The following is a 22163-nucleotide window of genomic DNA, read 5'->3' on the forward strand; positions in this document are numbered from 1 at the left end:
TCCACGCTGGGTCCCCTCCGTAGTACCCTCCGGCACCCATGGAGCGGCTGCCCAGCGACGTCATCATCGGGATCGACCTCGGCACCACGAACTCGTGCGCCGCGCTGGCCGTCGGCGACGGCCAGGTCAAGCTCATCCCGTACAAGGGCGGCGAGTACACCATCCCGTCGATCTTCGCGATCGACGACAAGGGCCACGAGCTCATCGGCCAGGAGGCCAAGCGGCAGTGGCAGCTGAACCCGCGCAACACCCTCTACGCCACCAAGCGCCTCATCGGGCGCGCCCCCAAGGACGACGTGGTCGAGTCGGTGCAGCGCTCGGTGCAGTACCGGGTCCACGCCGGCGACCTGAACGACGTGGCGCTCGACTGCCACGGCCGCAGCTTCCACGTGCCCGAGGTGAGCGCGAAGATCCTCGGCAAGATCCGCGACGTCGCCTCCGACCACCTGGGCATCCCGGTGAAGCGCGCGGTGGTGACCGTGCCCGCGTACTTCACCGACCGCCAGCGCCAGGCGGTGAAGGAGGCGGGCACGCTGGTGGATCTCGAGGTGGTGCGGATCATCAACGAGCCGACCGCCGCCGCGCTCGCCTACGGCATCGGGAAGCGGCTCGACCAGCGGGTGCTGGTCTACGACCTGGGCGGCGGCACGTTCGACGTCTCGATCATCGAGATCCGCGACCGCGTCTTCGAGGTGAAGGCCACCGGCGGCGACATCTTCCTGGGCGGCCTCGACTTCGACAACGCGGTCATCGGGTACGTGCTCGACGACTTCCGCCGCAAGCACGGCATCGACCTGTCGTCGGACCCGGTCGCGATGCAGCGGATCAAGGACCTGGCCGAGCGGACCAAGATCGACCTGTCGGCCCGCACCGAGGCGCCGTTCTCGATCCCGTTCATCACGATGACCGCGCAGGGCCAGCCGCTCAACATGGACCTGCGCTTCGACCGCACGCTGCTCGAGGCGCTCACGCATCACCTGGTGGACCGGTCGATCGAGATCATGGCCGGGGTGATGGTCGACGCGGGCGTCGGCGCGGCCGACATCGACGAGGTGATGCTGGTGGGCGGGCAGACCCGCATGCCCATCATCCAGGACCGCCTCACCCGCTACTTCGGCCGTCCGCCGTCCAAGGGCGTCCACCCGGACGAGGCGGTCGCCATCGGCGCGGCGCTGTACGGGTGGTCGCTGCGCGAGACCTCGGATCTCCGCATCCAGCTCCTCGACGTGATCCCGATGGCCATCGGCATCGAGCAGGCGGGCGGGACGATGCACGTCGTGTTCCCGCGCAACGCCTCGATCCCGAACGCGCGGACCATCGCCGCGACGAACGCGGTGGACGGCCAGCGCGAGTTGGTGGTGCGGATCTTCCAGGGCGACCACGGGCTCACCGCGCAGAACGAGCTGCTGGGCGAGTTCACCTTCAGCGGGGTCCGGCCCTGCCGCGCCGGCGAGGTGCGGCTGGAGATCGCGTTCGAGGTGAACGTCGAGGGGATCCTCTCCATGAGCGCCCGCGACCTCGACACCGGCCGGCAGATGCGCACCACGGTGCGCGTCACCTCGAGCTGAGCCCGGGCGCCGCGGAGACGGCGCGGCCCCCGGGCGCCGGGGGCCGCGAGCACGGCGCGACGACTCCGGCTAGCGCCGGTCGCCGCCCCTGCCGGGCGCGGTCGGCGCCGCGCGCCCGCCGCCGTGCGATGCGGCGGGCGGGGCCGCGCGCGGCGACGCGGCGCGGGCGGGCGCCGAGTACGCCGGCGCGCTGCGGGCCGCGGGGGCGGAGTACGCCGGGGCGCTGCGGGCCGCAGGGGCCGAGTACGCCGGGGCGCTGCGAACCGGCGGCGCGGCGCGGGCGGGGGCGCCGTAGGAGCCATACGAGCCGCCGTAGGCCCCGGCGTCTCCGCCGCGGTCCTGGCGCGCGTAGCCGGGGGCGGCGCGCGGCACCTCGCCGCGCGGGCCCGCGTCGGGCGCCCGGCCACCGCGCGCGGGCGGCGCCGCGGAGGGACCGCGGGCCGGCGGCGCGGCGGAGGGGCCGCCGCCGCGCGGCGGCGCGTAGCCCGGGGTGCCGCGGTTCTCGCCGCCGCGGGGCGGCGCGTAGCCGGGGGCGCCGCGGGTCGCGCCGCCGGACGGCGGTGCGTAGCCCGGGGTGCCACGGTTCTCGCCGCGCGAGGGCGGCGCGTACCCCGGCGCACCGCGGCCGTCGCCGCGAGAGGGCGCGCTGCCGGGGGCGACCCGGCCGCCGTCGGAACGCGCGCCGGGCGCCGGCCGCGCGTCGGGCCGGTAGATGGAGACCTCGCCGGGCCGCGCACGGGCCGGCCCGGGTGCGGGCGCCGCGACCACGCGCACCGGCGTGACCGGACGACCGAGCCGCTGCTCGATCACGCCTCGCGCCGGGCCGCCCCACGCCGGCCGGCCAGGAGCCGGGCGCACGCCGCCGGGCCGCCCGGGCACCGCGCGCCCGCCGCCCATCGGCGGCGCCGGCGCGGTGGCGTAGAAGTACTGGCGCGTGTAGCGCGGCCCGTACGCCACCCGGTACACCGGGTAGGAGACGAAGCTGCCGCACGGCACGAACGTCCACCAGGTGTCCACGAACGGATAGCTCGAGACGTAGATCGAGACGCCCGGCCCGAGCGGCGCCCAGCCGACCACGTCGCCGGAGTAGCGCCAGGCCACCCACGCCGGCGCCCACTGGTAGCCGGGGATCCAGACCCAGCCGTAGCCGGGGTCGAAGGTCCAGCGGCCGTAGTGGTACGCGGCCCAGCCGAACGGCTCGTCGGAGACCCACAGCCACCCTTCGCTCGTCCACTCCCAGCGGCCGTAGTAGTACGGGCGCCATCCGGCGGCGACGTACGGCCGCCACACGCGGCCGTACCCGCCCACCACGACCCACTGGCCGTACGGCGAGAGCGCGCCCTGGAAGGTGTCGAACGTGACGGCGCCCGGAGCGTCGTTCAGGTCCACCGAGACGTCGTAGTCGGCGGGGCGCTCGTCCGACCACTGGTCGGTGTAGTCCTCCTCCCACTCCCGGTCGTCGGCGCGCGGCAGGGCCGGCGCGGCGACGGCCGCGAGGGCGACGAGGGTGAGCGTGCGGCGGAGCATGGCAGCCTCCTGGCGATGCGGTGGCTTCTGCTGGCTGGACGGGCGATCGCCCCTGAGCCTTCCCCCGTCCTACAAGCAAGTGCAGTGCCGCGCAATTCCACCGTTCTGACGCCGAGTTGCCGGCTGCTCGCGGGTCCACCGGGGCACAGTGTGCGCCGGCTTCACCGTGCCGGCACGGACCGCCCCGCCGCGCGGCCACCGTGCGCGGGGCGGCACCCCGCCGCAGCGTCGGGTCCCGGACGTGCGAGCGGCCGCCCGGAGGCGGCCGCTTGGGGGTGTCGGCGAGGCGGACGCGCTCAGGCGGTCCGCTTCTCCTTCTCGAAGCTCAGGAGCGGCGGCTCCCGGTTGACGATCACACCCTCGGTGATCTTGCACTCCTTCACGCCTTCCCGGTACGGCACGTCGTACATGATGTCGAGCATGGCCTGCTCGAGGATGGCGCGCAGGCCGCGCGCGCCCGACTTGCGCCGCATCGCCTCGCGGGCGGTCGCCCGCAGCGACTCCTTGGTGAAGGAGAGCTTCACCTTCTCCAGGTCGAAGAGCTTGATGTACTGCTTCGTGAGCGCGTTCTTCGGCTGCGTGAGGATGGTGACGAGGTCGTCCTCGCTCAGATCGGACAGCGTCGCGATGATGGGCAGGCGGCCGACGAACTCGGGGATCATCCCGAAGCGCACCAGGTCGCCGGGCTCCACCCGCGCGAGCAGCTCGCCCAGGCTAGCCTCCTCCTTGCGCTCGATCTTGGCCCCGAAGCCGAGCCCCTTCACGCCCACGCGCCGGCGGATCACCTGCTCCAGCCCGCAGAACGCGCCGCCGACGATGAAGAGCACGTTCGAGGTGTCGACCTGGATGTACTCCTGCTGGTTGTACTTCTTGCCGCCTCGCGGGGTGACGTTGGCGCGCGTGCCCTCGATGATCTTGAGGAGCGCCTGCTGGACGCCTTCCCCGCCCACGTCGCGGGTCGGCGAGGGCGTGTCACCCTTGCGCGCGATCTTGTCGATCTCGTCGACGTAGACGATGCCGCGCGACGCCTTCTCCACGTCGTAGTCGGCGTTGTGCAGCAGGTTCTGGATGATGTTCTCGACGTCCTCGCCCACGTAGCCCGCCTCGGTGAGGCTGGTCGCGTCGGCGATGGTGAACGGAACGTTGAGGAAGCGCGCCAGCGACTGCGCCAGCAGCGTCTTGCCCGAGCCGGTGGGCCCGATGAGCAGGATGTTCGACTTCTGCAGCTCGACGTCGTCCTGCGCCGCGCGCGCCTGCCCCGGGCGCGCCGGCCGGGCGGGCTTGCGGGAGTAGACGCGCTTGTAGTGGTTGTAGACCGCGACCGAGAGGACCTTCTTGGCGCGGTCCTGGCCGACCACGTAATCGTCGAGGAAGCTCTTGATCTCGGCCGGGGTGGGCAGCGAGACGGCCGGACGGCCCTCGTCCCGCTCGGCCTCCTCCGCGATGATGTCGTTGCAGAGGCGGATGCACTCGTCGCAGATGTAGACCGTGGGCCCCGCGATGAGCTTGCGGACCTCCCGCTGGCCCTTGCCGCAGAACGAGCAGGACAGGTTTCCGTGGTGATGCTCTTTCCGGCTCACGCGTTCCCTCGACGCATCGGATGTTACCACCAAACTGGGAGTCCCCGGAATTCGGAGCCCGGCTTCGAATATAGCCAGGGTGCCGCGTGGCCGCTCCCCCAAACCCCGCGGCTAGCGATCGAGGAGGGCCTCGATCTCCCCGGCGAGGGCATCGGCCTTTTGCGCCACGGACCGAGGCATCGCGTCCTCGTCCCGGCAGGCCGAGGCGAGTCGCCGCGCCGCGGCGGCGAGCCGCTCGACCCGCTCCGACCTGGGCGGCGCCGGCGGCGGCGGGGGTGGACCGAACCGCTCCGCGATCTTGCGGTTCATCGCGGCCGGGGTGGGCGGCCGCTCGATCACCTCGTCCCGCAGCTCGCGCCAGCCCGAGTCGGAGAGCCGGCCGGTGGCCTCGGCGCGGGAGAGCACCTCGATCACCTCGAACGGCGGGGCGCGCGTCTCGCCTCTCGCCTTCGCCAGCTCCGGCTCGTGCCGCTCGAGGAACCCGTAGCTGGCGGTGAGCTTGTCCGCGGTCGCGCCGCGGATGAACAGCTCCTTCGTGCAGTACCGCTCGAAGCTGGGGTAACCCCACCCGCGCCACAGCTCCTTGCGCCGCACCTCGGAGAGGAGCCGCCCCAGCTCGACCCAGGCCGACTTGAAGCGCTGCGCCCCCTCGAGCACCTTCCGGCGCATCGAGCCCTCCGGGAGGTCCTCGGCGCGGGCGGCCAGCTTCTCGGCGGTGGCGGTCATGTGGGGCTCACTGGCCGATGCGGAACGCGAGCGACACGGTCGGGCGCTGCCCCGGGAACGGGTCGAAGCGCCAGCCGTGGAGCGCCTGCAGCAGGCAATCGCGCAGCGCGCCCTGCTTGAAGCGCGGGTCGTCCACCCAGAGCGCGGCCACGCGGCCGTCGTTCCCGATCGCGAACTCGATGGGCACGTCGCCGCGGAACTCGGGCGAGCGGGCCGCCTCGGCGCGGAAGCACGGGACGAGCGTGCGCTGCTCGCGCGCCACCACCGACTGGATCTTCCGCTCGTCGAACTGCGCCGCGACCAGCTCGCCGCCGCTCACGTCGCCGCTCGCCGCGCGCCCCGCCGGACCGCCGCGCCCGGTCAGGCCCGGCTCGCGCCGAAGCGCGCCTCGCGCCCCGCCGCCGCCGCCGGGCCCCGCGCCCGGCGTCCCCTCGCCGGGGCCGCCGTCGAGCGGGACCTCGATCTCGTCGTCCGGCGCCGCGCGGCTGGAGACGCCGACCCGCGCCACCGAGGCGATGCGGATGCCCGCGCCGAAGTCCTCGAGCAGCGGGTTGGTCCCGGCGCTCCGGCGGGCCATCAGGAACGCGCCGCCGATCGCGCCGGCGACGAGCAGGAGCGCGGCGGCCGCGACCGCCAGGGCCTTGCGTCGGCCGCGCCGCTGCCGGAGCAGTCGCGCCCCGGTCACCTCGCGCTCGACGCGCAGGGCGGCCTGCGCCTTCTTGGCGTGGACCACGAACGGCGGGAGCTCGCCCACCGGCGTCCAGTGGCCGTCGCCGGAGGACACCGGCGTGGTCGGCTCGAGCTCGCCCCGGTACAGCATCGCGGCGAGCGTGCGGGAGTCCACCGGCCCGAACACCTCGCCGGCGCGGCGGAACAGCCACTCGCCGCCCTCGAGGGCCGGGTCGTCGTTGATGGGATTCGGTTCGGTGCCTGGCGCCATGCGGTGCGGGGACGTGGGGTGAGGTCGGAGGCGCGCGGCCGGCTCGCGCCGGCGCGGCGGGCGTGGGAACTTAGCACGTCGGCATGGAACGGCGCTCCTACGCACTGCGGCTCGCCTACGACGGCGGCCGGTTCCGGGGATTCCAGCGGCAGCCCGGGCTGCCGACCGTGCAGCAGGCGCTGGAGGAGGCGCTGGAGCGGCTCGGGGTGCGGGCCCAGCTCCACGTCGCGGCCCGCACCGACGCCGGCGTGCACGCCCTCGCGCAGGTCGTCAGCTTCTCCGCGCGCGCCGCGCTCGACCCGGTGGCGCTGCGGGGGGGACTGAACGAGGGCCTGCCCGAGGGGATCCTGGTGCTGGACGCGGCGCGGGTCGGCCCGTCGTTCCACGCGCGCGGCTCGGCGATCGCGCGCACCTACGTCTACCTCGTGGGCGCTCCGCCGCCGGTGGGGCTGCGCCCGTACGCGTGGACGCTGCCCGACGCGCGCGCGTTCCCGGACCTCGCCGAGGTCCCGCCCCTCGACGCCGCGGCCATGCGCGAGGCGCTCGGGCACGCGGTCGGCGAGCACGACTTCGTCGGCTTCGCCCGCCCCGGCGAGCAGCGCGGCACGGTGCGGACCCTGCTCCGCGCCGAGGTGATCGAGGCGGGCTGGGCACCGCTCGTGGCGGTGGTGCTGGAGGGCAAGGGGTTCCTGCGCGCGATGGTGCGGAACCTGGTGGGCACCGCGGTCGCGGCCGGCCTCGGCCGCGCCCCGCCGGACGTGATCCGCACCCTGCTCGCGACGCGCGGCCGCTACCGCGGCGTCCGCGCGCCGGGCTGGGGGCTCACGCTCGCAGCGGTGCGCTATCCGGACGGTACGTGGCCGTCGCGCGCGGCGCCGCCGGACCCGGCAGCGCCTCGATGATCCCGTCGGCGCGGCGCACCACCGCGACGCGGACCAGGCGCAGGCGGGCCAGGGTCCGGACGGGCAGCGGCGGCGGGCGGGCCGACTCGGCGCGCTCGCGCGCGATCACATCGCGCTCCGCTGGTCCGGCAGGTGGCCGTACTTCGCGAGCAGGTCGGCGACCGCCTCCCGGAGGTAGTCCGACTGGCGCACGCGCGTCTTCCGCGCCAGGTTGCGCAGCTCGGCGGCGAGCGCCGGGGGCAGGCGCACCAGCATGGGCTCGAGCCGGTTCGGGTTGCCTTCGACGGCGCTGCTCTCCAGGGACTCGGGTGCGATATCGGCGGGGTGCATGTGCGCTCCTTGCGACATGGGCTGACTTGCACCTACACGCTACCACCCGGTATCCGGCCATCAAGAAAACCGCCAACTGACCGGAAACTTGACAGAACGAGCGGGAGTCGCGCCGGCGCGCCACGGACGGGGCCGAAGCCCTCCGGGTGCGTCCACGACCGCGATGGACCTGCCGGGGCGATCAGCCGTCGACGACGGGCAGCGCGATGCCGGCGAGCGCGTTCATCCGCCCGGAGCGGAACGGCTCCAGATCGAGCACCGCGAGCCGGAAGCCGGCCGCCTTCACCGCCTCGACCAGGGCGGCGCGGCGCGCGAACGCGGCCTCCAGCTCGCCCTCCCCCACCTCGACGCGCCCGATCTCGCCGTGGTGCCGCACCCGGAAGTCGCGAAGCCCGAGCGCCCGCAGCCCCGCCTCCGCCCGCTCCACCTGGGCCAGGCGCTCCGGCGTGACCGGCGTGCCGTAGGGAATCCGGGACGCGAGGCACGCCATCTGCGGCTTGTCCCAGGTCGGCAGCCCGTAGGCCGCGCTCCAGGCCCGCACCTCCTGCTTGCCGAGGCCGGCCTCCGCCAGCGGCGAGCGGATCCGACGCTCCAGCGCGGCCTGGTGGCCGGGCCGGTGGTCGCGGCGGTCGTCGGCGTTGAAGCCGTCGAGGATCGCGGCGAGCCCCGCCTCGCGCGCCGCGTGCTCGCAGAGCCGGTACAGCTCGGACTTGCAGAAGTAGCAGCGGTCGGCGCCGTTCGCGAGGTAGCGCGGGTCGTCCTGCTCGTGGCTGTCCACCTCGAGGTGGCGCGCCCCGAGCCGGGCCGCGAGCGCGCGCGCCTCGGCGCGCTCCGCCAGCGGGACCGACGGCGAGTGCGCCGTGAGGGCCACCGCGCCGGGGCCCAGCACCTCGCGCGCGACCGCGAGCACGAACGTGGAGTCCACGCCGGCCGAGAACGCCACCAGGGCGCTGCCGCAGGCGGCGACGTCCGATTTGAGCCGGGCGAGCTTGGGCTCGGAGGCCCGGCGGATCGCGTCGAGGTCGTCGGGGCGCATGGCGCCGGTCTTATACCCGGCGCGCGCCCGAGGCCGCTACCGGCGCCGCTTCGCGCCCTTGGCCGGGCTCGCCGCCGCCTTCCGCGGGGGGCGCCGGGCGGCCTGGCGCGCGTCGAGCTTCCGGCGTGCGCCGCCGGCGGACGCGGCCTTCGGGGCCGCCTTCGCCGCCTTCGGCTTCGCGGCGGGCTCGGGGCGCGCGCGGCGCGGGCGCTGGCCGCCGGTCAGGCGGCCGAACTCGGCCGGGCCGATGACCTTCGCGTCCACCATCGCCTGGAGCACGCGCAGCACGCACTCGTCCACCGAGAGCTGGTCGGTGTGCACGACCACCTCCGGGCGCGCGGGCGGCTCGTAGGGCACGTCCACCCCGGGCACCCCCTTCAGCTCGCCGGCGAGCGCCTTCGCGTAGAGGCCCTCGGGATCGCGCTCCCGCAGCTTCTCCATGGAGCAGTCCACGAAGACCTCGACGAAGCGGCGCGCCTCGCGGCGGAGCTGCTCGCGCGCGTCGCGGTTCGGCGAGAGCGCGGCGCAGACCGCGATCCCCCCCGAGCGCATCACCGCCTTCGCGACGAACCCGAGCCGGGCGACGACCTTGGCCCGGTCGTCCTTGAGCGTGCCCAGCCCCTCCAGCAGCAGCGCCGCCTCGCCGTCCTCGTCGAGCAGCGTCGCGGGACGGCCCGCGGCCGCGAGCCGCGCGACCAGGTGGGAAGCCAGGGTGCTCTTGCCCGCCCGGTTCATCCCGGTGAGCCAGACCACGAACCCGGCGCCGTGTTGCGTCTCCATGCCGTCCTCCGGACGCGCCGCGGCGGGGTCACCGGCGGCGAACGAGCGGTTTGGTCGGTGGAGTATACCCTCTCGCACCTCCGTTCTCAAAATCGGACCGCATCGCGCCAAACTCACGTTCGCGCTGTTTTTCCAGGCGTTTGCGCAATCCGATATCGGTGGACCCGTTCTCCCTGGGTCAATCTGGAGCCGGCGGCGGGCCCGGCGTTCACGGTGGGAGAACACGGCCGCGGGCCCTCGCCGCCGCCCGGCGCCGGGCGTGGCGCCGCGCCGGCGGCCTCCCCCGGGCGCGGGATCGCTGGGCTTTCCTCAGGCTTCGGCCGGCTGCGCGCCGGCGCAGGCGCAGCCGGCGAGCCGCGCGGTGGGGCGGGCCGTCGCCACGCCGCGGACCAGCTCGACGCGCCGCCCGGCCACGCTGCCCGGCTGGGCCATCAGGTGGAGCAGCTCCGCCGCGCCGAGCGCGGCGAGCGCCGCGACCCCCGGCTCCGGCGGGCGGCCCGCGCCCGCGGCGGACCGCGCGCACGAGTAGCATGGCGCCCCCGGCGGCACCGAGATCACCGCGCCGCCGTCGCCGTCGGGCTCGACGACCACGTGCGGGATGCCGGCCCGGCGCGCCGCCTCCGCCGCGGTGACCGCCTGCACCACCGAAGGCGCGCAGACGAGCGCCGCGCTGGGCACGCCGCCGGTCGGGTACCGGTCCACCTGCACGAAGGCGGACAGCGGCGCGAGCGCGCTCCGGGCCGCGTCGACCCGCGAGGAGCCGACCGCCGACGGTGGGAACAGCCACCCGGAGAGATCTGCGGGCGACACGTCCTCGGGATCGTCGAGCCAGAGCCGACCGACGCCCGCCTGGACCAGGTACACGAGCGCCGCCGACGCGACCGCGTCCACCCCGACCACCCGCACGCGGGCGCCGAGCAGCCGCTCTTGCACGTCCTCCCCGAAGCCGGGCACCAGGAGCTGCCGGGCCCAGCGCGCGATCCGATCGTCGCTCAGCGACATGGCTCCTCCGGGCGGACGCGGCTCACGGGAGCACCGGCGCGTCGGCGGGACGGCGCTTCTCGAGGACCAGACGGAACGCGCCGTCGCCCGCTCCCGGCAGCGGCTCCACCGCGAGCACGCGGTGGCCGTCCTCCTCGGCGCTGCGCGGGACGCTCTCCAGCGGCTCGCCGGCGCGCAGCCACACCTCGAGCCGCTCGCCCTCCGCGAGCCGCTCCAGCGCGATCCGCGTCTTCACCCAGGTCATGGGGCAGGCGTAGGCGCGGATGTCGATCCGGCTCGGGGCGGGCTCGGGGCCGCTCACGCCGCGCCCCCCGCCGGCGCCGCCGGTGCGTCGCAGGCGGCGGGCGCGCTGCTCCCCAGCACCTGGCGCCCGGCGCAGGCCAGGCACCCGGGGCGCTTCCGGACCAGCACGAGCCGCGACCGCCCGCTGCGCAGCTCGTAGGTGAACAGCCGCCCCTCGTACGTCCCGCGCTCGCCGGCGAGCAGGCGCAGCGCCTCGGCGGCAAGGAGCGCGCCGGCGAACCCGGCCACCGGGCCGAGGATCCCGGCCTGCGAGCAGGACGCGACCGATCCCGGCGGCGGCGGCGCCTCGAACAGGCAGCGCAGGCAGCCGCCCAGGCCGGAGGGGGCCACGGTGAGGAGCTGGACGGTGGTCCGGAGCACGCCGGCGTGCACCAGCGGGCGCTTCACGCGCGTGGCGGCGTCGTTCGCGAGGAACTTGGTCTCGAAGTTGTCCGACCCGTCCACGATCACGTCGGCGCCGCCGGCCAGCGCCTCGGCGTTGCCGGCGTCGAACCGCTCGTCGCGCGCGTCCACCGCGACCGATGGGAAGATCGCCCGCAGCCGCGCGGCCGCGACCGCCGCCTTGCGCCGGCCCACGTCGGCCTCCTGGAACAGCGGCTGCCGGTTCAGGTTCGAGGTCTCGACGGCGTCGTCCTCGAGCAGGACGAGCTGCCCCACCCCGGCCGCCGCCAGCGTGAGGAGGGCCGGGGCGCCGAGGCCGCCGGCGCCGATGACGAGGACGCGCTTGCCGGAGAGGCTGGTCATGGGACGCGTTCGCCTATATCCCGCCCCCGCCTCCCCGGCAACAGCGCCGGGGCGCGTCGGCGGCGGTCAGAAGGTGAGCGCCCTGCCCGCCCGCGCCGCGCGCCACAGCGAGGGCAGCGTGTCGATGGCGTCGAGCCGCCCGAGGACTTGATCAGGATCGAGGCCGGCGAGCCGCACCGCGGTGTCGCACGCCACCACGCGCAGCCCCAGCTCGCGCCGTGCCTCCTCCAGCGCCTCCGCGAGCGGCGTCACCCGCGCCTCCGCCGCGGACGGCGGCGCCCCCTCGTCGAAGCGCCCGTCGACCCAGAGCCGCAGCGCCTCGAAGAAGAGCGCCACCGTGACCTGCTCACCGAAGGCGGCCGCGGTCACGGCGAGCGTGACCGCCTGGTAGCGATCCTCCCAGGCGGCGCGGTGAAGGAAGACGACCAGCGGACCGGCCATGTCACTTCCTCGAGCCGAACATGCGGCCGAACAGGCCCTGCCTGGGCGTGGCGGCCGGCGGCGCCGGCGCGGGCGGGCGCGGGTGGGGGGCGCGCTCCAGCGGGCGGGCGCCGCGGGGCGCGGTCTGCGGCTCCGGCAGGTCGAGCTTCTGGCGGAGCGACTCGGGGGTGTCGAGCGTGGCGAGCTGCATGGCGGTGACCTGGCCGGTGGCGAGGTCGCGCGCGGTGACGGTGAGGATGCCCTCGGCGCCGAGCGCGAACTCCACCGCCACCCGGACCTCGCCGCGCGGCCGCGCCGGCAGCCCCTCCACGCGCACGGTGCCGAGGTACTCGCACTCGGACGCCTTCACCGAGTCGCCCTGGAACACCTGCAGCTCGAGCTCCGTCTGGCCGTCGCGCGTGGTGGAGTGCTCGTGCGCCTTCTTCGCGGGCAGGCGCGTGTTGCGCGGGAACACCGGCGCCATCCGGCCGCCGGGCAGCCCGACCCCGATGCCCATGGCCAGCGCGTCGATCAGCACCACCGAGTCGATGCGGTGCGCCGAGTCGGCCAGCAGCGCCGCGCCGAGCGCCACCGCCTCGTCCGGGTGGACGCTGCGGTTCGGCTCGCGCCCCAGCGCCTCCTGGATCTTGCGCCAGACGAGCGGCATCCGGCTCTGGCCGCCCACCAGCAGCACCTCGTCCACGTCGCCGGGCCCGAGCCCCTTCGCACCGAGCACCTCGCGACAGACCTCGAGGGTCCGGTCCACCAACCGCTCGGTGAGCGCCTCCAGCTCGGCCCGCGTGACCGTCACCTCCAGGCCCACGTCCTTGCCGCCCCGGTCCTTGCACAGGTACGGCACCTGGGCCACCGCCACCTCGCGGGTGGAGAGCGCGACCTTCGTCTCCTCCGCGGCGTCGCGGATGCGCTGCCACACCACCCGGTCCTCGGGCGGCGCGAACCCGTGCTCCTCCATGAAGCGCCAGACCAGGTGGTCGAGGAGCTGCGCGTCGAAGTCCACGCCGCCGAGGAACGTGTCGCCGCCGGTGGAGATCACCTCGTAGACGTCGCCCTGGATCTCCAGCACCGAGGCGTCGAAGGTGCCACCGCCCAGGTCGTACACCAGCACCCGCTTGTCCAGCCCCTTGCCGAAGCCGAACGCGAGCGCCGCGGCGGTGGGCTCGTTCACGATGCGATCCACGGCCAGGCCGGCCAGGCGCCCCGCCTCACGGACCGCGTTGCGCTGGTGGTCGTTGTAGTAGGCGGGCACGGTGATCACCGCGTGCTCGACCGGCGCGCCCAGCGCCTGGGCGGCGGTCTCGCGCATCTCGCGCAGGATCAGCGCCGCGATCTGCTGCAGCGAGAAGTCGCGGCCGGCGAAGCGCACCGCCGCGGCGCCGTCGGGCCCCGGCACGATCTCGTAGTGGAAGCGGTCTCGGCACGCCTGCACCGTGGGCGAGGCGAACGGCCGCCCCACCAGCCGCTTCGAGCCGTAGACGGTGTTGCGCGGGTTCACCACCATCTGCGCCTTGGCGGCGTGCGCGACCAGCAGCCGCCCCTGCGCGTCGTAGGCGACCACCGACGGGAGCGTGCGGTACCCCTGGCGCGAGGCGAGCACCTCGGGCTTGCCGCCCCGCACCACCGCCACGCAGGAGTTGGTCGTGCCGAGATCGATGCCGATCACCGGACCGCGCGCCTTCGCCGGGGGCGCCGGGGACGCTGCGGACGGCGGAGACGTCGGCGAGGGCGGGGCGGGCGCCGGCGAGGGCGCGGCGGCCGAGGCCGGGCGGACCGCGGGCACGCCCGGCGGGTGCCCCGGCGGCGGGGCGGCGGCGCGCGTCACGGGCGCGGGCACGCCGGGGGGACGTCCCGGGGGCGGCGCGGCCACGCGCGGCGCGGGCCCGGGCGCGCCGGGCGAACGTGCGGCAGCCGGCGCTGGCGCGGCGGGCGGTCGCGCCGGCGGGGCCGCCGGGCGGGGCGGCTCGTCGCTCTGCGCCGCGCCGCCGCGGCCCGCCACCAGCCGGTCCACCAGCGCCCGGCTCTCGGGCGAGAGGTCCACGAACTTGATGCCCATGCCCGGGACGCGCGCCGGCTCGCCGGGCGCGGACGGGGGCGTGCTCCAGCGCACCACGCCGCTGCCGTGGATGACCTGGTCGCCGGACTCGAGCACCACGTCCAGGCGCAGCGGGGTCCCCGGCGGCTGTGGCTCGAGCGTCCGCACGAACAGGCCGCCGCGCGAGACGTTCAGCGCGAAGCGATCGACGAACTCGTCCACCGATCCGTAGGCCAGCCGGATGCGGAGCAAGACGGGGACACGGGGGTCGCGGCGTTCCTGCGGCATTTCGGCGGATTGTACCCCCGACGGGCCGCCCCGCCAGCCCGAGCCCAATGGCGGCCCCTTCGCGGCGGTCGGTGGCCTACGCTTCCGGTGACCGGCCGCCCGCCCGGCCACGCGTCAGGCCTTGCGGCGGCGGCCACGGCCCGAAACCTTGTTGGGAGCGGTCGCGCACCGCGCCGGGAGGAAGCCACCGTGAGGAAGCCACGCTCGATCGCGCCGGCGAAGGGCCGGCTGGCCGTGCTCGTGCCGGGACTGGGCGCCGTCGCCACCACCCTCATCGCCGGGGTCGAGGCGGTGAAGCGCGGCATGGGCAAGCCGATCGGCTCGCTCACGCAGATGGGCACGGTGCGGCTCGGCAAGCGCACCGAGAAGCGGGCGCCGCTCATCCGCGAGCTGGTGCCCATCGCCGCGCTCGAGGACGTGCGCTTCGGCGCGTGGGACCCGTTCCCGGACGACGCCTACGCCTCCGCGACGCACGCCTCGGTGCTCGACCACGCGCTGCTGGAGCAGCTCCGCGTCCCGCTGTCCGCCGTCCGGCCCATGCCGGCGGTGTTCTCGCCGGAGTACGTGCGCCGCCTCGACGGGCCGAACGTGAAGAAGGCGCCGAGCAAGCTGGAGCTGGGCGAGGCGCTGCGCGAGGACATCCGCCGCTTCGTGCGCGAGAACGACTGCGCCCGCGCGGTGATGGTCTGGTGCGCCTCCACCGAGGTGTACCTGGAGCCGTCGGCGGTCCACGCCGAGCTGGGCCGGTTCGAGAAGGCCATGGCGGCGAGCGACCCGGCCATCGCGCCCTCCATGATCTACGCCTGGGCGGCGCTGAAGGAGGGCGTGGCGTTCGCGAACGGGGCGCCGAACCTGACCGTGGACATCCCCGCGCTGCAGCAGCTCGCGCGGAAGCAGGGGGTGCCGCTCGCGGGCAAGGACTTCAAGACCGGCCAGACCATGATGAAGACCGTGCTCGCGCCCATGCTCAAGGCGCGGCTGCTCGCCCTGAACGGCTGGTTCTCGACGAACATCCTGGGCAACCGCGACGGCGAGGTGCTCGACGATCCCGGCAGCTTCAAGACCAAGGCGGTCTCGAAGCTCTCCGCGCTCCAGTACATCCTGCAGCCGGAGCTGTACCCCGACCTCTACGGCCACTTCGACCACCAGGTTCACATCGAGTACTACAAACCGCGCGGCGACAACAAGGAGGGGTGGGACAACGTCGACATCGAGGGCTGGCTCGGCTACCCGATGCAGATCAAGGTGAACTTCCTCTGCCGGGACTCGATCCTGGCGGCCCCCGTCGCGCTCGACGTGGCGCTGTTCCTGGACCTGGCGCAGCGCGCCGGGATGTCCGGGATCCAGGAGTGGCTCTCGTTCTACTTCAAGAGCCCCATGGTCGCCGAGGGCCTCTACCCCGAGCACGACCTGTTCATCCAGCTCACCAAGCTGAAGAACACGCTCCGCCACCTGGCGGGCGAGGAGCTCATCACCCACCTCGGGCTCGATTATTACGAGCCCTAGATTAGGAACCCGTCCCCTTCTGGAGGACGCGCCATGGCCTATGTCGTCGCCGAGCCCTGCATCAAGTGCAAGTACACCGACTGCGTCGAGGTCTGTCCGGTGGACTGCTTCTACGAGGGGCCGAACTTCCTCGTCATCCATCCGGACGAGTGCATCGACTGCGGCGCCTGCGAGCCTGCCTGCCCGACGAAGGCCATCTTCCCGGAGGAGAGCCTGCCGGCGAAGTGGAACGAGTACGTGCAGCTGAACTCCGAGCTGAGCAAGGCCTGGCCGAACATCACCGAGAAGAAGGACCCGCTGCCCGAGGCCGAGGAGTGGAAGGACGTGGAGGAGAAGCGGGACAAGCTGGAGCGGTGACCGGTCGGGAAAGCTCCGCCTTCCTGACCCGTTCGCGTTTTCCGCTGTTGCGCCCGGAACGGGCCTTTGCTAGAAACCGTCCGCTCCGAACGCCCAGGTGGTGGAACTGGTAGACACACCATCTTGAGGGGGTGGCGCCGTAAGGCGTGCGAGTTCGAATCTCGCCCTGGGCACTCCGAACAGCAGAAAGGGGATCCGGCGAACCGGATCCCCTTTTTCTTTGCCCTCTCGTCGCGATCCCGGGGACGGGCGCCCGCGCGACGCGAGCGCCCTGCCCTCGCCGCTACTTGCCGGGCGCGGGCTGCGCCGGGGCCGGCGCGGCCGGCTGCTGGGCCGGCGCGGGCTGCGCCGGCGCGGGGAGCTGAGCGCCCGGCGCGAACGGCGCCGGGGCCGGGGCGGCCTCGCGCTCGACCACCGAGGTGGTGCGGGACGCGTGGTAGGCGAGCGTCACCGAGGTGAGCATGAAGATGCCCGCGGACACGCTGGTCACCTTGCCGAGGAACGTCTGGGAGCCGCGCCCGCCGAACACCGTCTGCGAGCCGCCGCCGCCCAGGCCGGCGCCCATGCCCCCGCCCTTACCGGCCTGGAGCAGGATCACGAGGATGAGGAAGATGCAGACGAGGACGTGGAGGACGGTGACGAGCGTGATCAACGGAGTGCACCTTTCACGATGGCGAGGAAATCCTTCGCCTTGAGGCTGGCCCCGCCGACGAGCGCGCCGTCGACGTCGGGCTGGGACATGAGCTCCTGAGCGTTCTCGGGCTTCACCGAGCCGCCGTATTGAATCCGGATCGCGTCCGACACGGAACCCCCCAGGTCGCGGAGGATCTTCCGGATGGCGGCGTGGACCTCCTGCGCCTGGGCGGCGGTGGCGGTCTTCCCGGTGCCGATGGCCCACACCGGCTCGTAGGCGACCGTCACCCGGCCCAGCGCGCCGGCGTCCAGCCCGGCGAGCCCCTGCCGCACCTGCCGGTCGACCACCTCGAGCGTCCGGCCGGCCTCGCGCTCGGCGAGCGTCTCGCCGACGCAGACGATGGGCGCGAGCCCGGCGGCGAGCAGCGCCCCGGCCTTCCTGCGGACGGCCTCGTCGGTCTCGCCGAACAGCTGGCGCCGCTCGCTGTGGCCCACGATGCCGTGGCGGCAGCCCGCCTCCGCCAGCATCGCGGCGGACACCTCGCCGGTGAACGCGCCCTGGACCTCCCAGTGCACGTCCTGCCCCGCGACCTCGACGGCCGAGCCGGCCGCGGCCTGCGCGGCGGCGTGGAGGGCGGTGAACGGCGGCGCCACCGCCACCTGCACCTTCCCGGCGGCGTCGCCGAGCCCGGCGGCCAGCTCCTTCACGAGCTGGACCGCCTCGGCGACCGTCTTGTGCATCTTCCAGTTGCCGCAGACGAACTTGGTGCGGGCCACGGTCACTCCTCGCAAGCCTTCACGCCGGGCAGCTCTCGCCCCTCGATGAACTCGAGGCTGGCGCCGCCGCCGGTGGAGACGTGCTTCATCGCGTCCACGAGACCGGCCTGCTCGACGGCCGCGGCGCTGTCGCCGCCGCCCACCACGGTGACGGCCGGGCTCGCCGCCATCGCCTTCGCGACGCCGAAGGTGCCCTCGGACCACGGCTTCTGCTCGAACAGGCCCATGGGGCCGTTCCAGAAGACGGTCTTCGCCGCGGCGATGCGCTGCCGGTAGCGGTCGAGCGTCTTCGGGCCGATGTCGAGGCCCATGAGGCCGTCGGGGATGGCGCGGTCGTTCACGACCACGCGCTCGGCGGTCTCCTTGGGCTCCGCGCCGCAGACGTGGTCCACCGGGAGCAGCAAGTCCACCTTGCGGGCCTCGGCGCGCTCCAGGATCTGGCGGGCCAGCTCGAGCTTGTCCTCCTCGACCAGGCTCTTCCCCACCGGCACGCCCTGCGCCTTCAGGAACGTGTAGGCCATCGCGCCGCCGACGCAGATCGCGTCGGCCTTGGCGATGAGGTTCTCGAGGACCTTGATCTTGTCCGACACCTTGGCGCCGCCGACGATGGCGACGAACGGCCGCGCCGGGCTGCCGAGCGCCTTGCCCAGGTACTCGACCTCCTTCTGCACCAGGAAGCCGGCGGCCTTCTCCTTCACGAACCTCGCCATGCCCGCGGTCGAGGCGTGGGCGCGGTGCGCGGTGCCGAACGCGTCGTTCACCCACACGTCGGCCAGGCTGGCCAGCTCGCGGGCGAACGCCTCGTCGTTCTTCTCCTCCTCGGGGTGGAACCGGAGGTTCTCGAGCAGGAGGACGTGCCCGTCCTTCAGGTCCCGCACCAGCTTCTTCACCCCGTCGCCGACGCAGTCGTCCGCCAGGATCACGTCCTGGGAGAGCAGTTCGGAGAGCCGCACCGCCGCCGGCTCCAGGGTGAGCTTCTGGCGATCCTCCGGCTTGCCCTTCGGGCGCCCCAGGTGCGAGGCCAGGATCACCTTGGCCTTGGCCTGGATCGCGTGGCGGATGGTCGGCAGCGCGGCGCGGATGCGCGCGTCGTCGGTCACCCTGCCCTGCGGGTCGAGCGGGACGTTGAAGTCCACGCGGATGAAGACCCGCTTGCCCGCGAGCTCGAGGGCGTCGATGGTCCTGAGCGCCATGGCGGCTCTCACTTCGTGACGAGCTTCGCCACGTCCACCATGCGGTTCGAGAAGCCCCACTCGTTGTCGTACCAGGCGAACACCTTCGCGAAGTTGCCGTCGATGACGAAGGTGTTGGTGGCGTCGAAGATCGACGAGTGCGGGTTGTGGTTGTAGTCCACCGAGACGGTCGGCGCCTCGGAGTACTCGAGCACGCCCTTCAGCGCGCCCTCGGCCGCCTTCTTGAACTCCGCGTTGATCTCCTCGGCGGTGGCGCTCTTCTCCAGCTCCACCGTGAGGTCCACCAGGGAGACGTTCGGCGTGGGCACGCGCACCGCGGTGCCGTGCAGCTTGCCCTTCAGCGCCGGGATCACCTCGGCGACCGCCTTGGCGGCGCCGGTGGTCGACGGGATCATCGACAGCGCGGCGGCGCGGGCCCGGCGCAGGTCCTTGTGCGGCAGGTCGAGCAGGTTCTGGTCGTTCGTGTACGAGTGGATCGTCGTCATCAGGCCGCGCTTGATGCCGAACGACTCGAGCAGGACCTTCGCCACCGGCGTGAGGCAGTTGGTGGTGCAGGACGCGTTCGAGATGATCTTGTGCTTCGCGAGGTCGAGCTGCTGGTGGTTGATGCCGTAGGCGATGGTGATGTCCGGGCCCTTCGCCGGCGCCGAGATCAGCACCCGCGGCCCGCCGGCCTGGAGGTGGCCCTCGGCCTTGGCGCGCTCGGTGAACAGGCCGGTGCACTCCAGCACCAGGTCCACCTTGTTCGCGGTATGCGGCAGGTCGGCCGGCGACTTGATGGCCGTGACCTGGATCTCCTTGCCGTTCACCACGATGCCCTTGTCCGTGGCCTTCACGTCGGCGTTCAGGACGCCGTGCACGGAGTCGTACTTCAGCAGGTGGGCCAGGGTCTTCGTGTCGGTGAGGTCGTTGATGGAGACGAACTCCAGGTCCTTCTCCCCGCGCTCGATGGCAGCGCGAACGATGCAGCGACCGATGCGACCGAAGCCGTTGATTGCGATACGCGCCATGCGCCGCCCTCCTCCTGGGGGTTGAAAAAGGTGGCCTAAGCTACTTTCCGCGACATGGGGAGTCAACGGAAACGAGGTGGGATGGAGCCGGAAAAAAAGCAAGGACGGCGCCGGGTTCTCCCGGCACCGTCCGCGCGCTCCCAGGCCGTGGGTGCGGCCGCGCTAGAGGGCGGCCCGCCAGCCTTCCTTGGCGTCCTCGCCGAGGAGCTGGGGCGGCGTGGCCCGGAGGGCCTCGGCGTCGTGCTCGCCCTTGAGATCCTGGGTGACGAGGTCGATGAGCTCGGTCGAGAGGCTCAGGATCTGGTTGGGCGAGTAGCCGTTGCCACGCAGCTCCTTGAAGAGCGACTTCGCGAGGATCTGAGTTCCCTTGACGTCGAGCATGCCTGGCACCATTGAGTTTCTCCCGCGCGGTGCGGACTTGGCCGCGCCGCAAACGACCGTGGCCCCCGGAAGCAGCAAGGGGCGGGCCAAACCCATTCGAAGGTGACCGCACCAATATTTTCATGTAGTTGTGCCCTTCCAGGCCCTTTCCGGAGCCGAGGGTGGGTGCGTAGGCCGGTTCGCATCCCCTGCCCGCATGACAGACCGGCGCGTAACCCGCTTCGCGGTCGGAGAGGTGTGGCTTGCGGTACAGGATCTCGAACATCCCGCTCTGGCTCGACGAGGACGAGGGGCTGCTGACGCGCCGCGCCGCCGAGCGCCTGGGCGTCTCGGCCGCGCACCTCCGCGAGGTGCTGGTGATCCGCCGCTCGCTCGATGCGCGGAAGAAGGGCCACGCGCGGTGGCTGGTGAACCTCGAGGCGACGGTCGACGGCGAGGTCCACGCCGCCGGCGCCGACGTGACGCCCGCCCCGGCCCCCGAGCCACCGGCGCCGAGGGTGCGCGCGCCGGCCGCCCCGCCCATCATCCTCGGGGCGGGCCCGGCCGGCCTGTTCTGCGCCTGGGAGCTGCTGGAGCGCGGCGTGCCGTCGGTGGTGGTCGATCGCGGCAAGCCGGTCGGGCCACGCCGGCGCGACGTCGCCGAGCTCATGCGGTCCGGCGCGCTCGATCCCGAGTCGAACATGAACTTCGGCGAGGGGGGCGCGGGCGCGTACACCGACGGCAAGCTCGGGACGCGCATCCACCACCCGGCGGTGCGCAAGGTGGTCGAGCTGTTCGCGCGCTTCGGGGGCGTGTCGCGGATCCTGGCCGAGGGGAAGCCGCACGTCGGCTCCGACCTCCTGCCCGGCGCCATCTCCGCCATGCGCGAGGAGCTGGAGCGCGGCGGCTGCACGTTCCTGTGGGGCGCCCGCGCCGTGGACCTGGAGCTCGCCGGCGGTCGCTTCCGCGGCCTGACGCTCGCCGACGGCCGCACCGTCGACTCCGACCGCCTGGTGCTCGCCCCGGGGAACAGCGCGCGGGAGCTGTTCGAGCTGTTCGCCCGCCGGGGCTGGCCCGTCGAGGCGAAGCCGTTCGCGGTCGGGTTCCGCGCGGAGCACCCGCAGCCGCTCATCGACCGCATCCAGTACGGCACCGAGCGGCGCCACCCGAAGCTCCCGCCCGCCGACTACAAGCTGGCCGACAACCCGCGGGTGGCGGGCGCGGCGCGCGGCGTCTTCTCGTTCTGCATGTGCCCCGGCGGCGTGGTGGTCCCCACCCCGACCGAGCCCGAGATGCAGTGCACGAACGGCATGTCCAACTCGCACCGCAGCTCGCCGCTCGCGAACGCCGGCATGGTGGTCGCGGTCTCGCCGGCGGACTTCGCCGCCGAGGGCTTCGAGGGGCCGCTCGCCGGCCTCGAGTGGCAGCGCAAGTGGGAGCGCGCCGCCTACCGCCTCGGCGGCGGCGGGTACCACGCGCCGGCGCAGCGGCTGTCGGCCTATCTCGCCGGCAGGCCGGGAACCGCGCCCGGCCGCACCTCGTATCGCCCCGGCGTGGTGCCGGCCGATCTGTCGCAGCTCTTCCCGCCGGCGGTGCGCGAGGCGCTCCGCGCCGGCCTGCGGAGCTTCGAGAAGCGCATGCACGGCTTCGTCACCGACGAGGCGCTGCTCATCGGCGTCGAGACCCGCACCAGCGCGCCCTGCCGCCTGGTGCGCGGCGAGGATCTGCAGAGCCCGGCGCTCCGCGGCGTCTACCCCGCCGGCGAGGGCGCCGGCTACGCGGGCGGCATCGTCTCCTCGGCGGTGGACGGGCTGCGCGTCGCCGAGGCCATCGCCGCGGAGCTGGGGCCGGCATGAGACGGAAGCCCATGCGCTACCACGTGCGGGACGCGAGCGGCCGCGAGCTCGTGGTCCCGTCGCTCGCGGACCTGCACGCGCTCTACGCGCACGGCTTCCTCGCCGACGACGATCTGGTCCGCGCGGAGACCTCCGACCGCTGGACGCGCGCCGGGGCCATGCACGCGCTGCAGGGCGTGCGCGAGACCCGCGCCGAGAGCCCGCGCAGGGTGGCGCTGCTGGTCGCGGCGCTGGTCGTCCTCGCGACCGCGATCGGGATCCTGCTCTCCCGCTGA

At 73.9% G+C, this 22163-nt stretch carries 23 protein-coding genes and 1 tRNA gene; 7 read left to right on the plus strand and 17 right to left on the minus strand.

All coding sequences use genetic code 11. The features are described 5' to 3' along the window. Nucleotides 1–38: 38 nt before the first annotated feature. Complete coding sequence (locus A2CP1_RS12115; RefSeq protein ID WP_012633550.1) at nucleotides 39–1568, plus strand: Hsp70 family protein; 1530 nt, start codon at nucleotides 39–41, stop codon at nucleotides 1566–1568. 69 nt (nucleotides 1569–1637) lie between these two features. On the opposite strand, the gene A2CP1_RS23945 is transcribed toward A2CP1_RS12115, so the two are convergent. From A2CP1_RS23945 to A2CP1_RS12135, 4 genes are all read right to left on the minus strand, one after another. Then, complete coding sequence (locus A2CP1_RS23945) at nucleotides 1638–3095, minus strand: DUF6600 domain-containing protein (RefSeq protein ID WP_012633551.1); 1458 nt, start codon at nucleotides 3093–3095, stop codon at nucleotides 1638–1640. A 296-nt stretch (nucleotides 3096–3391) separates the two neighbouring features. Next, nucleotides 3392–4675 (minus strand): ATP-dependent Clp protease ATP-binding subunit ClpX, encoded by a 1284-nt coding sequence (gene clpX, locus A2CP1_RS12125; RefSeq protein ID WP_012526339.1) that lies wholly within the window; start codon nucleotides 4673–4675, stop codon nucleotides 3392–3394. Nucleotides 4676–4786: 111 nt separating this feature from the next. Beyond that, nucleotides 4787–5401, minus strand: a complete 615-nt coding sequence (locus A2CP1_RS12130) for a hypothetical protein (RefSeq protein ID WP_012633552.1) — start codon at nucleotides 5399–5401, stop codon at nucleotides 4787–4789. Nucleotides 5402–5408: 7 nt separating this feature from the next. Further along, nucleotides 5409–6341 (minus strand): AgmX/PglI C-terminal domain-containing protein, encoded by a 933-nt coding sequence (locus A2CP1_RS12135; RefSeq protein WP_012633553.1) that lies wholly within the window; start codon nucleotides 6339–6341, stop codon nucleotides 5409–5411. Nucleotides 6342–6424: 83 nt separating this feature from the next. Between A2CP1_RS12135 and truA the strand changes: the two genes are divergently transcribed. Continuing rightward, nucleotides 6425–7243, plus strand: a complete 819-nt coding sequence (truA, locus tag A2CP1_RS12140; RefSeq protein WP_012633554.1) for a tRNA pseudouridine(38-40) synthase TruA — start codon at nucleotides 6425–6427, stop codon at nucleotides 7241–7243. Nucleotides 7244–7348: 105 nt separating this feature from the next. On the opposite strand, the gene A2CP1_RS12145 is transcribed toward truA, so the two are convergent. From A2CP1_RS12145 to A2CP1_RS12180, 8 genes are all read right to left on the minus strand, one after another. Then, nucleotides 7349–7573: a ribbon-helix-helix domain-containing protein gene (locus A2CP1_RS12145; protein WP_012526344.1), complete on the minus strand. Its 225-nt coding sequence runs from the start codon at nucleotides 7571–7573 to the stop codon at nucleotides 7349–7351. A gap of 181 nt (nucleotides 7574–7754) precedes the next feature. Next, the gene (gene larE / locus A2CP1_RS12150; protein ID WP_012633556.1) at nucleotides 7755–8609 is read right to left on the minus strand and encodes an ATP-dependent sacrificial sulfur transferase LarE; all 855 of its coding nucleotides are present in this window, start codon (nucleotides 8607–8609) and stop codon (nucleotides 7755–7757) included. 36 nt (nucleotides 8610–8645) lie between these two features. Continuing rightward, nucleotides 8646–9389, minus strand: coding sequence for an adenylyl-sulfate kinase (cysC, locus tag A2CP1_RS12155; RefSeq protein WP_012633557.1), 744 nt, complete (start codon nucleotides 9387–9389; stop codon nucleotides 8646–8648). 309 nt (nucleotides 9390–9698) lie between these two features. Continuing rightward, a complete protein-coding gene (locus A2CP1_RS12160) occupies nucleotides 9699–10391 on the minus strand; it encodes a HesA/MoeB/ThiF family protein (protein ID WP_012633558.1) in 693 nt (230 codons plus the stop codon). Nucleotides 10392–10413: 22 nt separating this feature from the next. Continuing rightward, a complete protein-coding gene (locus A2CP1_RS12165) occupies nucleotides 10414–10692 on the minus strand; it encodes a sulfurtransferase TusA family protein (RefSeq protein ID WP_012633559.1) in 279 nt (92 codons plus the stop codon). Beyond that, nucleotides 10689–11438 (minus strand): HesA/MoeB/ThiF family protein, encoded by a 750-nt coding sequence (locus tag A2CP1_RS12170; RefSeq protein ID WP_012633560.1) that lies wholly within the window; start codon nucleotides 11436–11438, stop codon nucleotides 10689–10691. Before A2CP1_RS12170 ends, A2CP1_RS12165 begins: the two co-directional genes overlap by 4 nt. A 66-nt stretch (nucleotides 11439–11504) precedes the next feature. After that, nucleotides 11505–11879, minus strand: coding sequence for a hypothetical protein (locus A2CP1_RS12175; protein ID WP_012633561.1), 375 nt, complete (start codon nucleotides 11877–11879; stop codon nucleotides 11505–11507). Nucleotide 11880: 1 nt separating this feature from the next. After that, on the minus strand, nucleotides 11881–14196 hold the full coding sequence (locus A2CP1_RS12180) for a TIGR02266 family protein (protein WP_012633562.1): 2316 nt from the start codon (nucleotides 14194–14196) through the stop codon (nucleotides 11881–11883). Nucleotides 14197–14385: 189 nt separating this feature from the next. On the opposite strand from A2CP1_RS12180, the gene A2CP1_RS12185 reads away from it, so the two are divergent. The 3 genes from A2CP1_RS12185 to A2CP1_RS12195 all read left to right on the plus strand — a co-directional run bounded on the left by A2CP1_RS12185 (nucleotide 14386) and on the right by A2CP1_RS12195 (nucleotide 16232). Then, nucleotides 14386–15702 carry an inositol-3-phosphate synthase gene (locus A2CP1_RS12185; protein ID WP_012633563.1) on the plus strand — a complete coding sequence of 439 codons (1317 nt, stop codon included), beginning with the start codon at nucleotides 14386–14388 and terminating at the stop codon, nucleotides 15700–15702. A 33-nt stretch (nucleotides 15703–15735) separates the two neighbouring features. Next, nucleotides 15736–16059: a ferredoxin FdxA gene (gene fdxA, locus A2CP1_RS12190; protein ID WP_011420590.1), complete on the plus strand. Its 324-nt coding sequence runs from the start codon at nucleotides 15736–15738 to the stop codon at nucleotides 16057–16059. 91 nt (nucleotides 16060–16150) lie between these two features. After that, a tRNA-Leu gene (locus tag A2CP1_RS12195) sits at nucleotides 16151–16232 on the plus strand. A gap of 110 nt (nucleotides 16233–16342) precedes the next feature. On the opposite strand, the gene secG is transcribed toward A2CP1_RS12195, so the two are convergent. From secG to A2CP1_RS12220, 5 genes are all read right to left on the minus strand, one after another. After that, nucleotides 16343–16711: a preprotein translocase subunit SecG gene (gene secG, locus A2CP1_RS12200; RefSeq protein ID WP_012526353.1), complete on the minus strand. Its 369-nt coding sequence runs from the start codon at nucleotides 16709–16711 to the stop codon at nucleotides 16343–16345. Next, nucleotides 16708–17469, minus strand: a complete 762-nt coding sequence (gene tpiA / locus A2CP1_RS12205) for a triose-phosphate isomerase (protein WP_012633564.1) — start codon at nucleotides 17467–17469, stop codon at nucleotides 16708–16710. The genes secG and tpiA overlap by 4 nt, the downstream gene beginning before the upstream one ends. A gap of 2 nt (nucleotides 17470–17471) precedes the next feature. After that, nucleotides 17472–18662, minus strand: a complete 1191-nt coding sequence (locus tag A2CP1_RS12210) for a phosphoglycerate kinase (RefSeq protein ID WP_012633565.1) — start codon at nucleotides 18660–18662, stop codon at nucleotides 17472–17474. Between the two features lie 8 nt (nucleotides 18663–18670). Further along, complete coding sequence (gap, locus tag A2CP1_RS12215) at nucleotides 18671–19672, minus strand: type I glyceraldehyde-3-phosphate dehydrogenase (RefSeq protein ID WP_012633566.1); 1002 nt, start codon at nucleotides 19670–19672, stop codon at nucleotides 18671–18673. Between the two features lie 162 nt (nucleotides 19673–19834). Next, complete coding sequence (locus A2CP1_RS12220) at nucleotides 19835–20053, minus strand: hypothetical protein (RefSeq protein WP_232288193.1); 219 nt, start codon at nucleotides 20051–20053, stop codon at nucleotides 19835–19837. Nucleotides 20054–20295: 242 nt separating this feature from the next. Between A2CP1_RS12220 and A2CP1_RS12225 the strand changes: the two genes are divergently transcribed. Further along, a complete protein-coding gene (locus tag A2CP1_RS12225; RefSeq protein ID WP_012633567.1) occupies nucleotides 20296–21888 on the plus strand; it encodes an NAD(P)/FAD-dependent oxidoreductase in 1593 nt (530 codons plus the stop codon). Further along, complete coding sequence (locus tag A2CP1_RS12230) at nucleotides 21885–22163, plus strand: hypothetical protein (protein ID WP_012633568.1); 279 nt, start codon at nucleotides 21885–21887, stop codon at nucleotides 22161–22163. The genes A2CP1_RS12225 and A2CP1_RS12230 overlap by 4 nt, the downstream gene beginning before the upstream one ends.

The organism is Anaeromyxobacter dehalogenans 2CP-1 (assembly GCF_000022145.1).
GTDB lineage: Bacteria > Myxococcota > Myxococcia > Myxococcales > Anaeromyxobacteraceae > Anaeromyxobacter > Anaeromyxobacter dehalogenans.

Coding starts and splice junctions, on each gene's coding strand:
- A2CP1_RS12115 (WP_012633550.1), top strand. CDS start 39: ATGGAGCGGCTGCCCAGCGACGTCATCATCGGGATCGACCTCGGCACC.
- A2CP1_RS23945 (WP_012633551.1), bottom strand. CDS start 3,095: ATGCTCCGCCGCACGCTCACCCTCGTCGCCCTCGCGGCCGTCGCCGCG.
- A2CP1_RS12130 (WP_012633552.1), bottom strand. CDS start 5,401: ATGACCGCCACCGCCGAGAAGCTGGCCGCCCGCGCCGAGGACCTCCCG.
- A2CP1_RS12135 (WP_012633553.1), bottom strand. CDS start 6,341: ATGGCGCCAGGCACCGAACCGAATCCCATCAACGACGACCCGGCCCTC.
- truA (WP_012633554.1), top strand. CDS start 6,425: ATGGAACGGCGCTCCTACGCACTGCGGCTCGCCTACGACGGCGGCCGG.
- A2CP1_RS12145 (WP_012526344.1), bottom strand. CDS start 7,573: ATGCACCCCGCCGATATCGCACCCGAGTCCCTGGAGAGCAGCGCCGTC.
- larE (WP_012633556.1), bottom strand. CDS start 8,609: ATGCGCCCCGACGACCTCGACGCGATCCGCCGGGCCTCCGAGCCCAAG.
- cysC (WP_012633557.1), bottom strand. CDS start 9,389: ATGGAGACGCAACACGGCGCCGGGTTCGTGGTCTGGCTCACCGGGATG.
- A2CP1_RS12160 (WP_012633558.1), bottom strand. CDS start 10,391: ATGTCGCTGAGCGACGATCGGATCGCGCGCTGGGCCCGGCAGCTCCTG.
- A2CP1_RS12170 (WP_012633560.1), bottom strand. CDS start 11,438: ATGACCAGCCTCTCCGGCAAGCGCGTCCTCGTCATCGGCGCCGGCGGC.
- A2CP1_RS12175 (WP_012633561.1), bottom strand. CDS start 11,879: ATGGCCGGTCCGCTGGTCGTCTTCCTTCACCGCGCCGCCTGGGAGGAT.
- A2CP1_RS12180 (WP_012633562.1), bottom strand. CDS start 14,196: ATGCCGCAGGAACGCCGCGACCCCCGTGTCCCCGTCTTGCTCCGCATC.
- fdxA (WP_011420590.1), top strand. CDS start 15,736: ATGGCCTATGTCGTCGCCGAGCCCTGCATCAAGTGCAAGTACACCGAC.
- A2CP1_RS12210 (WP_012633565.1), bottom strand. CDS start 18,662: ATGGCGCTCAGGACCATCGACGCCCTCGAGCTCGCGGGCAAGCGGGTC.
- gap (WP_012633566.1), bottom strand. CDS start 19,672: ATGGCGCGTATCGCAATCAACGGCTTCGGTCGCATCGGTCGCTGCATC.
- A2CP1_RS12220 (WP_232288193.1), bottom strand. CDS start 20,053: ATGCTCGACGTCAAGGGAACTCAGATCCTCGCGAAGTCGCTCTTCAAG.
- A2CP1_RS12230 (WP_012633568.1), top strand. CDS start 21,885: ATGAGACGGAAGCCCATGCGCTACCACGTGCGGGACGCGAGCGGCCGC.